Raw genomic sequence first — 12,130 nt, forward strand, 5'->3', positions numbered from 1 at the left:
CGTGCTCACTTCCTCGGCTTACGGGCCGAAGCTGCCATCAGCTTAGCTGAGCCGAAAGCTTCCTAAGCAGCCCTTTCCACCCCCACGATCAGGTGAACCTGTGCCCCACGCCACCTGTGAACTCGATGAACACCCAGCTCAGGTACGGTTGCGCGGTACCGCACGCCCTCCACCAGGGAGCAGCCTGTCGTGGCCCGAGTCGTCGTCGACGTCATGCCGAAGCCCGAGATCCTCGACCCGCAAGGACAGGCGGTGGCCAACGCGCTGCCCCGTCTCGGGTTCGAGGGCGTCACCAGTGTCCGCCAGGGCAAGCACTTCGAGCTGGAGGTCGCCGACGACGTCGACGACGCCACGCTCGCCAAGATCGCCGAGACCTTCCTGGCGAACCCCGTGATCGAGGACTGGGTCGTCCGGCGGGTCGAGGCATGAGGGTCGGCGTCATCACCTTCCCCGGCACGCTCGACGACGTCGACGCGGCCCGCGCCGTCACCTACGCGGGCGGGGAGGCGGTCAGCCTCTGGCACGCCGACGCCGACCTCAAGGGCGTCGACGCGGTCATCGTGCCCGGTGGCTTCTCCTACGGCGACTACCTGCGCTGCGGCGCGATCGCCCGGTTCGCCCCGGTCATGCAGGAGGTCGTCACCGCCGCCAGGGGCGGGATGCCGGTGCTGGGCATCTGCAACGGCTTCCAGATCCTCTGCGAGGCGCACCTGCTCCCCGGCGCGCTGACCCGCAACGACAAGCTGCACTTCGTGTGCCGCGACCAGTGGCTCAAGGTGGAGAACACCTCGACCGCCTGGACCACCCGCTACGACGACGGCGCCGAGATCCTCGTGCCGCTCAAGTCCGGCGAGGGCGGCTACCAGGCCGACCAGGCCACCCTGGACGAGCTGGAGGGCGAGGGCCGCGTGGTGTTCCGCTACGTCGGCGACAACCCCAACGGCTCCCGCAACAACATCGCGGGCATCACGAGCGCGAACGGTCGCGTGGTCGGCCTCATGCCGCACCCCGAGCACGCCATCGACGCGCTCACCGGCCCCACGGACGACGGACTGGGCATGTTCTTCTCCCTGATCGACTCGGTGGTGAAGGCGTGACCGACACCGTCGACACCGCGCTCGCGACCCCCGACCAGGACCAGCCCTACAAGGAGCTGGGCCTCAAGGACGACGAGTACGCCCGCATCAAGGAGATCCTGGGCCGCAGGCCCACGGACGCCGAGCTGGCGATGTACTCGGTCATGTGGAGCGAGCACTGCTCCTACAAGTCGTCCAAGGTGCACCTGAAGTACTTCGGCGAGACCACCACGGACGAGATGCGCTCGAAGATGCTCGCGGGCATCGGCGAGAACGCGGGCGTCGTCGACATCGGCGACGGCTGGGCCATCACGTTCAAGGCGGAGAGCCACAACCACCCGTCCTACGTGGAGCCCTACCAGGGCGCCGCGACCGGCGTGGGCGGCATCGTGCGCGACATCCTCGCGATGGGCGCCCGCCCGCTGGCCGTGATGGACCCGCTGCGCTTCGGCGCGCCCGACGCGGAGGACACCCGCCGCGTCGTGCACGGGATCGTCGCGGGCGTCGGCGGCTACGGCAACTGCCTGGGCCTGCCGAACATCGGCGGCGAGGTCGTGTTCGACGAGTCCTACCAGGGCAACCCGCTGCTGAACGCCCTGTGCGTCGGCGCGATGCGCGTGGAGGACCTGCACCTGGCGCACGCGTCCGGCGCGGGCAACAAGATCATCCTGTTCGGCGCGCGCACCGGCCTCGACGGCATCGGCGGCGTGTCCGTGCTGGCGAGCGAGACGTTCGACGACTCCGCGGGCAAGCGCAAGAAGCTGCCCGCCGTGCAGGTCGGCGACCCGTTCACCGAGAAGGTCCTGATCGAGTGCTGCCTGGAGCTGTTCGCCGAGCGCATCGTCGTCGGCATCCAGGACCTCGGCGGCGCGGGCCTGTCCTGCGCGACCTCCGAGCTGGCCTCGGCCGGTGACGGCGGGATGCACGTCTACCTCGACCGCGTCCCGCTGCGCGCCACCGGCATGACGCCCGCCGAGGTGCTCTCCAGCGAGTCGCAGGAGCGCATGTGCGCGGTCGTGCGGCCCGAGGACGTCGACGCCTTCATGGCCGTCTGCGCCAAGTGGGACGTCATCGCCACCGAGATCGGCGAGGTCACCGACGGGGACCGCCTGGTCATCACCTGGAACGACGAGGTCGTGGTGGACGTCCCGCCGCGCACCGTCGCGCACGAGGGCCCGGTCTACAACCGGCCGATCGAGCGCCCGGCCGACCAGGACGAGCTCCAGGCCAACACGCCCGACTCGCTGCCCCGCCCGGCCCGCGACGAGCTGCTGGCGCTGGTCAAGAGCCAGGCCGCGTCGCCGAACCTGGCGTCGAAGCGCTGGATCACCCAGCAGTACGACCGCTACGTGCGCGGCGGCACGGTGCTCGCCCAGCCCTCCGACTCCGGCATGATCCGGATCGACGAGAGCACGAACCGGGGCGTGGCGCTGTCCACCGACTGCAACGGCCGCTACACCAAGCTCGACCCGTACGCGGGCGCGCAGCTGGCGCTGGCCGAGGCGTACCGCAACGTCGCCACCTCCGGCGCGACCCCGGTCGCGGTCACCAACTGCCTGAACTTCGGCTCGCCCGAGGACCCGGCGGTCATGTGGCAGTTCGAGCAGGCCGTGAAGGGCCTCGCGGACGGCTGCGCCGAGCTGGGCATCCCGGTGACCGGTGGCAACGTCAGCTTCTACAACCAGACCGGCTCCACGGCGATCCTGCCGACGCCGGTCGTGGGCGTGCTCGGCGTCATCGACGACGTCCGCCGCCGCATCCCCACCGGGATCGGCGCGGAGGCGGGCGAGACGCTGCTGCTGCTCGGCGACACCCGTCCCGAGTTCGGCGGCTCCGAGTGGGCGCACGTCGTGCACGGCCACCTGGGCGGCCTGCCGCCGAAGGTCGACCTGGCGCGGGAGAAGCTGCTCGGCGAGGTGCTGGTCGCCGGTTCCCGCGACGGCATGGTGTCGGCCGCGCACGACCTGGCCGAGGGCGGCCTGGCGCAGGCGCTGGTCGAGACCTGCCTGATCGGCGAGACCGGCGCGCGCGTCTTCCTGGCCGAGGACGAGTTCACCGACCTGTTCAGCGAGTCCGCGGGCCGCGTGCTGGTGGCCGTGCCGCGCTCCGAGGAGCTGCGGTTCACCGACATGTGCACCGCGCGCGGCCTGCCGTGGCGCAAGGTCGGCGTGGTGGACCCGGAGTCGGAGTCCCTCGAGTTCCAGGGCCTCGGCGAGCTGGGCCTGGCCGAGCTGCGCGAGGCGTGGGAGGGCACCCTCCCGGCGCTGTTCGACTGAGCGAGTCGCACGGAGGGCGGGGCCCGTCGGACTTCGGTCCGGCGGGCCCCGCCCGCGTGGTGCGGCCGGTCGGCGCGGGTCAGCTGTAGGCGAGCGCCTGCAGCCGGTCGTAGCCGCCGTTGAACTCGTTCTGGTCGATCGGCGACGACGAGTACTGCCACATCGTGTAGACGCCCCACCCGCGCGGCAGCGTCCCGACCGTGGACGCGTACCGCGCGACCCAGAGCGGGTTGGTGCTGCTGAAGTCCCCGCTCACGCACTGGTTCCACCAGCTCGTGGACGTGTAGATCACCGGGTAGACCCCGGTCCGCGACCGGTAGGTGTCGCTGAAGTCCTTGATCCAGGCGGTCATCGCGGCCGGGGACAGGCCGTAGCAGGTGCTGCCGTACGGGTTGTACTCCATGTCCAGCGCGCCGGGCAGCGTCCGCCCGTCCCTCGACCAGCCTCCGCCGTTGCTCGCGAAGTGGTTGGCCTGCGCGGCGCCGCTGGAGTTCCCCGGCAGCGCGAAGTGGTAGCCGCCCCGGATCATGCCGACGTTGTAGGAGCCGTTGTACTGCTGCGCGAAGTAGGGGTTCTTGTAGGTGGTCCCCTCGGTCGCCTTGACGTACGCGAAGCGCCGACCGGCGTTCCACTGCCCGCCCCAGTCCACGTTGCCCTGGTGGCTGCTGACGTCGATGCCGTAGACGGCCGCGGCGGCGGACGGCCCGCGCGGTGCGACCCGCCGTTCCACGACCCCCTCGTGCTTGGCGATCTGGGACCCCATCGCGTGGTCGCCCTCGGGCAGGGCCAACGCCGGTGACGCCGATGTGGACAGTGCGGCGGCGGCGCAGGCGAGCGCGGCGACCGCGCGTCGGACGAGTGGCCTCATCGTTCGACTCCTCGTGGTCGAGCCTGCAGGAGTGACTCGACCGCAGTGTGCGGCACTTCTAACAAGATGACCAGACTGATTGTTAATAGCTCACGAAAACGGAGCAGCGCGCGCATCCGGGTGATCAGCCCGTCGCGAGCCTGGTCAGCTGGCCCGCGTCGCCGTTGAACAGGTTCTGGTCGCCGGGGAACTGACCGGCGGCCTGCCACTGCCAGAACGTCTGGTAGTCCCAGCCGTGCGGCAGCTGCCCCAGTTGGTCGGTGTAGTGCGCGACCCACAGCGGGTTCGACTCGCCCAGCCGCAGCTTGTCGCCGACGCACTGGTTCCACCAGCTCGTCGACGTGTAGATCGTCGCGTGCCGCCCGGTGCGCTCGGCGAGCCTGCCGCTGAACTGCCGCACCCACTCGGCCATCGCGTCCTGGTCCTTGCCGTAGCAGGTGTCCCCGTACGGGTTGTACTCCACGTCCAGCGCGCCGGGCAGCGTCATCCCGTCGCCCGCCCAGCCGCCGCCGTGGTCCACGAAGTAGTCGGCCTGGGTCCCGCCGTCCGAGCGGTCGGGCAGCGCGAAGTGGTACGCCCCGCGCACCATGCCGACACCGCGCGAACCGTCGTACTGCTGCTGGAAGTGCGGGTTGGTGTACCCGGTGCCCTCGGTCGCCTTGACGTAGGCGAACCGCGCCCCGTCGCCCCACGGCCGCCCCCAGTCCACGTCGCCCTGGTGGCTGCTCACGTCCATGCCGGGCACCGTGCCCGTCTGGTCGGGCGCCGCCGCCGAGCGCGCGCTCGCCCAGCCCTCGCGCTTGGCGATCTCCGAGCCCGCGTAGTGCTGGTCCGAGCCCTCCGGCGCCCCCTCGTCGGGCAGCGGTTCGGCGTGCAGCGCGGTGGTGCGCGCCACGGCGAGCAGCACCGCCGCCGCGGTGGCGGGCAGGCCCCACCGGGTCGCCCACCTGCGTGTTCGGCCCTCCGGCGTCATCGAAGCCCCCGATCGGTCTGCGGTGCTGCTGCTTCCGGCACACCGATGGTCCGCCCGAACGGCTTACGACGCATCCGGTGTGTCACCCGGAAAGACGCACCGTGACGGAAGGGGGTTCACGGGTCAGGGGGTGGGGACCCCAGCACGATGGGCTCACGCCGGGGAGGCAGGGCCCTTCCCCGGCACGTCGCCCTGCCCCGGCGCGTCGTCCCCCGCAGGCGCGTCGCCCTCCAGGTTCCAGCCCGCACGCGGCCCGCCGCGCAGCGACACCTCCCCGACGACCCGCAGCCCGCCGCGCAGCTCCGGCGGCGGCGCGTCGGCCAGGTGCGCGAACTGCCCCACCCGCGCCCCGCGCGCGTCCACCCCGGCCCGGAACTCGGCCTCCTGCAGGGAGAGCCCACCCGCGAAGTCGCAGTCCCGCAGCTCCACCCGACCCAGGAACGCCGCCCCGGAGAACAGCGCGGGCTTGCTGAACGAGGCCCCGGCGAACCGGCTGACCCCGTGGAACCGGGTCCGGCGCATCACGCACCGGCCGACCCGGCGGCCCTCCAGGCGCAGGTACTCCACGTTCGCCCCGGACAGGTTCAGGTTGAAGCGCTGCTCCGGGTCGTCCAGGCCCCACGGCAGCAGGTCGGTGATCAACCCCTGCGCGGTCAGCCGGACCGTCCGCTCCAGCTCCTGCTCGTCCGTGCCCCGCGCGGCGCCCCACCGCGCCGGGTCGTCGGGGTTCTTCTCGTACGCGGGGTGCTCGAAGGGCCTGCGCAGGTACGCGCACAGCACGTCGAGCACGGTCTGCCGGTAGCGCGGCGTGGCGCGGGCCAGCCCGGCCAGCGCGTGCAGCGCCCCCACCCGCACCTGGTCGGCGTCGTGCCCGAGCAGCTCGACGGCCCTCGCGAACCGCTCGTCGGCGACCTTGTCGCTCTCCAGCTCGTGCTTGGCCTCGTCGACCCGCCGCCGCCGGTCGTTGAGCCACAGCGCGTACAGGGCCACGACCGACGCGCCGACGAGCCCGCCGGTCTTGATCGCCTCGCCCTTGGGCTGGCCGGGGTCGAGCAGCACCAGCCCCACCGCCGCGCCCACCGTCGCCAGCACCGACAGCACGATCGCGGCGACCAGGCCCTTGTTGACCCGCCTCACGACCGGACCTCCCCGCGCGGCCCGGCCTTCCAGCCCTCGGGCAGCCGGTTCGCGTGCTCCTCGGACACCCGAACCCCCTGCGCCTGCGCCTTCAGCGCCGTCGGCAGCACCACCCCGCCGGTGAACCGCGCGCCCCGGAAGTCGGCGTCCCCGGTGAACCGGGCCCCGTCGAAGGTGGTCGCCCCGGTGAACCGGGCGTCGGCGAACTTGGTGGGACCGAGGAACTTCGTCCGCTCGAACGAGACCGGCCCGTCGCAGCGGAACCCGCTGAACCAGGCCCGCTCCCGGAACACCGCGTCGTGCAGGTGCAGCTCGCCCGCGCTCCCCGTCCCGGTGAGCCAGACGTCGCCGTGGAACACCGCGTGGTGGAAGGAGTTCGACCCGGTCAGCACCGCGCCGCGCATCACCAGCGAGCCGATCGCCCGGTGCGACAGGTCGAAGTACCGCAGGTGCGCGTTGGTCAGGTCCAACCGGTACCGCGGCGGGTCCTGCGCGTCGGCGGCGGGCAGCAGGTCGGCGACGACGCGCTGCGCGGTCAGCCTGACCTCCTGCTCGCGGTCCCCCTCCCGCTGCTCGCCGTCCCACTGCCCGCCCACGACGACCTCCGGCTTGCGCCGCAGGTACGCGCACAGCACGTCCAGCACGGTCTGCGCGTACTCCGGCCGGGACCGCGCCAGCCCCGCCATCGCGTGCATCGCGCCCACCCGCACCTGGTCGGCGTCGTGCCCGAGCAGCTCCACGGACTTCGCGAACCGCTCGTCCGCCACCCGTGACCGGTCGTGCTCGGCCCGCTGGCTCTCCAGCTCGTGCTTGGCCTCGTCGGTGCGCCGCCGCCGGTCGTTGAGCCACAGCGCGTACAGCGCCACCACGGCGCCGCCCGCCAGACCGCCGGTCTTGATCGTCTCGTGCTTGGGCGAGCCGGGGTCGATCGCCAGCAACCACCCGGCCACCAGCAGGAAGGCCCCCGCCGACCCCAGCAGCGTCGCGGCCAGCATCCGCTTCCGCTTGCTCCGCAGCTCCACCAGCGCCAGCGCGAGCGCCACCAGCGACACCACCGCGCCCGCGATCCACCACACGTGCTCCACGCGGGCGATTCTGCCCGCCCACCACGCCCTCGGTGATCGGAATCGGGAACCGGCGGGGCGGTCCGGTGCGGTCACCCAGCGCGGTGGCCCATGATGTGCGGGTAACCACGCGCGAACGGAGACCCAGTGCAGCAGCGGCCGAGCACCGCGCCCGGCGAGCCGGAACCGGCCGCCCCCGCCCGGAGGTCGCGCCAGAGGGCCGAAGCGGGCGGGGACGCGCGGCCCGCGCTGGGTTACGGTGGGGTGCTGGGCGGACGGCGGGCCACGCCGAGCCGCGGCACGGGCCCCCGCGCTGCGGTTCGTGGCCTCGCGCAGCCGCGCGGCGCGGAACGGACATGACGGAACGGGCTGGACACCTGGTGGCTCCCTCGGAGCGGTCCCACAACACCGACCCGGCGCTGCGGGCCGGGGCCGAGTCGTTCGCGCGCACCTGGGCGACGGCCGTCATAGGCAGCAGCTACGTGCCCATGACCCGGTCCGAGGTGGTCGAGCACCTGCGCGCCCTCACCGAGGTCTTGGTGGCCGCGCTGCTCGCCACCCCCTTCCGCCCGGCGCCCGGCCACGAGATCGGCGCCCGGCTGGTCGAGGCGCACTTCACCGGCACCGACACGCTCGGTCGCACCGTGCAGCTCATGGGCGACGACCTGTGCGCCGAGCTAGGCATCCCCGCCGACGACGCCACCCGCACCCGCCTCGCCGCCCTCCAGGGTGCGCTCGCGGCCGGGTACGCGCGCGCCCTGCGCGAGCGCACCCTCGCCGAGCAGGAGGCGATCCGCGCCGCCGTGCTGGACGCCCGCGACCAGGCCGAGGCCGCGCTGCGCGCCTCCGAGGCCCGGTTCCGCGCCATGTTCACCGAGGCCGCCATCGGCATCGGCATCGCGGACGTCGAGGGCCGCATCCTGGACGTCAACCAGGCGCTGCAGGACATGCTCGGGTTCGGCGTCGAGGAGATGCGGCAGCACAACATCCGCGACCTGATGCACCCGGAGGACGGGCCGTCGGTGTGGCGGCTCTACGACCAGCTCACGGCGGGCGAGCGCGACCACTACCGCGCGGAGAAGCGGTTCCGGCGGGCCGACGGCGAGCAGGTGTGGACGCACCTGACGCTGTCGCTGGTGCGCGACGACCACGGCGACCCGCAGTACCAGGTCGCCATGATCGAGGACGTCACCGACCGGCACCTGCTGCAGAACCGGCTGCGCTACCAGGCGCTGCACGACCCGCTCACCGGCCTGCCGAACCGGGCCCTGTTCCTGGACCGGCTCAGCCGGGTCTTCGGCAACCCCGACAAGCACCGCGCCGGCCTGTGCTACCTGGACCTCGACGGGTTCAAGGTGATCAACGACAGCCTCGGGCACGACATCGGCGACCAGCTGCTCGTCGAGGTCGGCAGGCGGCTGGACCGCTCGGTGTCCGGCGACGGCAAGCTCGTGGCGCGCATGGGCGGCGACGAGTTCGTGATCCTGGTCGAGGACTCCACCCGCACCGACGACATCGTCGCCGTCGCGGACCGGGTGCTGCGCGAGCTGGAGTCCCCGATCCGCATCGGCGGGCACGAGCTGACCGTGTCCGCGTCCATCGGCATCGTCGAGCGCGGGCTGGAGGGCACCAGCGCGCCCGACCTGGTGCGCGACGCGGACATCACGCTGTACTGGGCCAAGGCGGACGGCAAGTCCCGCTGGGCGCTGTACGACCCGGACCGCAACGCCAAGGAGATCGCCCGCTTCACCCTGTCCGCCACCATGCCCGCCGCGCTGGAGCGCGACGAGTTCTACGTGGACTACCAGCCGCTGGTGCGGTTGGAGAACGCGCGGGTGGTCGGCGTGGAGGCGCTGGTGCGCTGGCAGCACCCGGAGTTCGGGCGGCTCGCGCCGGACCGGTTCATCGAGCTGGCCGAGGAGACCGGGCTGATCGTCCCGCTGGGCCGGTGGGTGCTGCGCAAGGCGTGCGAGCAGGGGCGGCGGTGGCTGGACGAGTTCGCCGAGCTGGCACCGTACGTGAGCGTGAACCTGGCGGTGCGGCAGTCCCGCGACCCGGAGCTGGTGCGCGACGTCAAGCGCATCCTGGACGAGACCGGCCTGCCGCCCCGGCACCTGCAGCTGGAGCTGACCGAGAGCGCGATCATGGGCACCGCCGACGAGCCCCTCGAAGCGCTGCGGGCGCTGTCGGACATGGGCGTGCGCATAGCGATCGACGACTTCGGCACCGGCTACTCGAACCTGGCGTACCTCAAGCACCTCCCGGTGCACGAGCTGAAGATCGCCGGGTCGTTCATGGAGGGCCTGCGGGCCGCCGACGAGGAGGACCCGGTGGACGCGCAGATCGTGTCCACGCTGGTGCAGCTCGCGCACGCGCTCGGGCTCGGCGTGACGGCGGAGGGCGTGGAGACGCCGTCGCAGGCCAAGCGGCTGCACCGGATCGGCTGCGACACCGGGCAGGGGTGGTTCTACGCCAAGCCGATGGCCCCGGAGGGCATCGACGAGATGCTGCGGCGCTGAGCGCTCGCGGCGGTCCCGCGCTCAGGCCAGGTCGACGACCACCTTCACGTCGTCGTCGGCCTTCTCGAACGCCTCGGCGAACCGCTCCAGCGGCACCCGGCGGGTGATCAGGCCGCGCAGCCAGCCGAGGTCGGCGTCGGCCAGCGCGGCGGCGGCCTTCCGGTAGTCGTCGGGGCCCGCGTTGACCGTGCCGATCAAGGCCCGGTTGCCGAGCACGGCGGCGTCCAGCACGGACCGGTCCAGCGCCGCAGGGCCGTGCTCCCCGGAGATGCCCGCCAGCACCACCACCGACGCCCGCCGCGCGCACTCCCAGGCCAGCTCGGCGACCCCGGTGCACTCGACCGCCACGTCGACCTCCCGGTCCGGGACCGAGCGGTGGTAGGTCGCGCCCAGCGCCCGCACCAGGTCCGGCTTCACCCCGTCGGCCACCCGGTCCACCACGTGCACGTCGTACCCGCGCTGCACGCCCAGCAGCGCCGCCAGCAGCCCGACGGGACCGGCGCCGACCACGAGCGCGGTGCGGGCGGGCACGAACGCGCGGGAGCGCAGCAGCTCCGCCTGCGCCCACGCCTTCGCCACCACCGACGCCGGTTCCAGCAGCACGCCCGCGTCGCCGAGCGCCGGGTCGAGCTTGACGGCGAACCGGGGCGGCACGCTCCAGCGCTGCGCCCCGTACCCGTCCAGCTCCTTGATGCCGCGCTCGCGGTAGCGCCCGTTGCGGCAGAAGTCCCACGCGTCGGCCGCGCACGCCGCGCACGGCTCGGGGTCCGGCCGCCGCACCACCCCGGCCACCAGGTCGCCGGGCGCGAACCCGGAGCCGTCGGGCGCGCTCAGCACCTCGCCGAGCGACTCGTGGAACAGCACCAGCCCGTCCCGACCGGGCGGGACCCACCCGAACCCGTCCCGCACGATCTCCACGTCGGTCGCGCACACGCCGGCCAACCGCCCGGCCACCAGCACCTCGCCCGCCCGCTCGACCACGTCCAGCCCGACCACCGCGCACCGGTCGGGCTCACCGGGAACCGCCCACGCCGCCCGCACCCCGTCAGCCACGGCAGGAGGCTACGTCCCCGTGAGCCGCGCCGCCGGGTTCGTCGGGCCTGACGGGCGTTGTGAGCGGCACTCCCGAACGGGGCGCTCGCGGGCCGCCGGTCGGCTACGTTGACCGGCATGGGGAGAAGACTGCCGAGCCTCGCCGCGCCCGTCCTGGCCGCCGCGCTGGCGCTGTCGGCGTGCGGGGGGACCACCGAGGGCACGCCGAAGGCGGAGACGCCGTCGTCGGCCAGCTCCTCGCCGGCGAAGCCCGCGGTGAGCAGGCCGAAGGAGCTGGACCTCAAGAGCCTGGAGACGTGCGACGTCCTGCTGACCAACGCCCAGCTCGCGGAGCTGGGGGTCAGGCCGCCGACGGAGAACAAGCCCGCCCCCATCGCCGCCAACGGCCTCTACGCCTGCAGCATGATCTGGCAGGAGTACCCCGGTTGGTCGCTGGGGTACACCGTCTCCAAGGCCGCCGGTGTCGACGACTACCGGGAGCGGATGAACGCGGGCGACAAGATGAAGCCCGGCCAGGTCGACGGGTTCCCCACCTACCTCGTCGACCGGAGTGACACGCTCCAGGTGTACTGGGAACTTCTGGTGGACGTCGCGGACGGGCAGGCGCTCTCGTTCAACATCGCCTATTTCCGGATGGACTTCCAGCGCACCGGGGACCCGGCTCCGGAAGAGCTGCACGCGAGGCTCGAGAAAGCGGCGAGCTACTCGCTGCAAGTGCTCATGAGCAGGTAGTTCATGGTCAAGTAGTTCTACTCGACTTGCCGGGGGAACTGGAGACACCCGCATCGCGTCGGAGTTAGAGTCGTCCAGGCAGGCGCGCAGGGGAATTGACTTTCGAGGAGGGTGTGTCGTGGTCATCGCGGATGGCGGTGCCGGGGGGTCCGCGCAGAGCCAGCTGCCCGCGTACAGCGGTGCGCAGCGGAGGTTGAAGCTCGACGCGGGTTCCATCCCGAAGGCTCGGGAGCTGTTCTCGAAGGCGCTGGCCGACTTCGACGACCAGTTCCGAGTGGTCGAGCCCAGCGTGAAGGCGAAGCCGTGGGGAGGCGACCCGGTCAGCAAGGAGACCGCGGAGAAGTTCAACCACGACACCTTCGACGCCGGCGACAGCGCCGCGATGCAGGCGCTGGTCGCGTACCGCGCGCAGATCCAGGGCGTCATCGACCA

General features: G+C 72.6%; 11 protein-coding genes. 6 read left to right on the top strand and 5 right to left on the bottom strand.

The annotated features are described in order from the left end of the window. Positions 1-189: 189 nt before the first annotated feature. Genes purS through purL form a run of 3 tightly spaced genes read left to right on the top strand, consistent with a single transcriptional unit; the run spans position 190 to position 3,352 of the window. A complete protein-coding gene (purS, locus tag ACTUAL_RS12610) occupies positions 190-429 on the top strand; it encodes a phosphoribosylformylglycinamidine synthase subunit PurS (protein WP_015805550.1) in 240 nt (79 codons plus the stop codon). After that, positions 426-1,097 carry a phosphoribosylformylglycinamidine synthase subunit PurQ gene (gene purQ / locus ACTUAL_RS12615; protein ID WP_096497356.1) on the top strand — a complete coding sequence of 224 codons (672 nt, stop codon included), beginning with the start codon at positions 426-428 and terminating at the stop codon, positions 1,095-1,097. The genes purS and purQ overlap by 4 nt, the downstream gene beginning before the upstream one ends. Beyond that, positions 1,094-3,352: a phosphoribosylformylglycinamidine synthase subunit PurL gene (gene purL / locus ACTUAL_RS12620; protein ID WP_440900366.1), complete on the top strand. Its 2,259-nt coding sequence runs from the start codon at positions 1,094-1,096 to the stop codon at positions 3,350-3,352. Before purQ ends, purL begins: the two co-directional genes overlap by 4 nt. Positions 3,353-3,431: 79 nt before the next feature. Here purL and ACTUAL_RS12625 read toward each other — a convergent pair whose 3' ends face one another. The 4 genes from ACTUAL_RS12625 to ACTUAL_RS12640 form a co-directional block, all read right to left on the bottom strand. Further along, entirely contained in the window at positions 3,432-4,220 is a 789-nt protein-coding gene (locus tag ACTUAL_RS12625) for a lysozyme (protein WP_096497354.1), read from the bottom strand. Positions 4,221-4,344: 124 nt separating this feature from the next. After that, complete coding sequence (locus ACTUAL_RS12630; RefSeq protein WP_440900367.1) at positions 4,345-5,193, bottom strand: lysozyme; 849 nt, start codon at positions 5,191-5,193, stop codon at positions 4,345-4,347. Between the two features lie 153 nt (positions 5,194-5,346). Further along, on the bottom strand, positions 5,347-6,330 hold the full coding sequence (locus ACTUAL_RS12635) for a pentapeptide repeat-containing protein (protein WP_440900368.1): 984 nt from the start codon (positions 6,328-6,330) through the stop codon (positions 5,347-5,349). Further along, positions 6,327-7,415 carry a pentapeptide repeat-containing protein gene (locus ACTUAL_RS12640; protein ID WP_440900369.1) on the bottom strand — a complete coding sequence of 363 codons (1,089 nt, stop codon included), beginning with the start codon at positions 7,413-7,415 and terminating at the stop codon, positions 6,327-6,329. Before ACTUAL_RS12640 ends, ACTUAL_RS12635 begins: the two co-directional genes overlap by 4 nt. A 335-nt stretch (positions 7,416-7,750) precedes the next feature. On the opposite strand from ACTUAL_RS12640, the gene ACTUAL_RS12645 reads away from it, so the two are divergent. Next, positions 7,751-9,913: a putative bifunctional diguanylate cyclase/phosphodiesterase gene (locus ACTUAL_RS12645; RefSeq protein ID WP_177154560.1), complete on the top strand. Its 2,163-nt coding sequence runs from the start codon at positions 7,751-7,753 to the stop codon at positions 9,911-9,913. A 21-nt stretch (positions 9,914-9,934) separates the two neighbouring features. On the opposite strand, the gene ACTUAL_RS12650 is transcribed toward ACTUAL_RS12645, so the two are convergent. Then, on the bottom strand, positions 9,935-10,966 hold the full coding sequence (locus tag ACTUAL_RS12650) for an alcohol dehydrogenase catalytic domain-containing protein (protein ID WP_440900370.1): 1,032 nt from the start codon (positions 10,964-10,966) through the stop codon (positions 9,935-9,937). 117 nt (positions 10,967-11,083) lie between these two features. On the opposite strand from ACTUAL_RS12650, the gene ACTUAL_RS12655 reads away from it, so the two are divergent. Then, positions 11,084-11,698, top strand: coding sequence for a DUF3558 family protein (locus tag ACTUAL_RS12655; protein ID WP_440900371.1), 615 nt, complete (start codon positions 11,084-11,086; stop codon positions 11,696-11,698). A 118-nt stretch (positions 11,699-11,816) separates the two neighbouring features. Further along, positions 11,817-12,130, top strand: a 314-nt coding sequence (locus ACTUAL_RS12660; RefSeq protein WP_440900372.1) for a hypothetical protein, incomplete at its 3' end; no start/stop codon positions are given.

Source organism: Actinosynnema sp. (assembly GCF_052038725.1).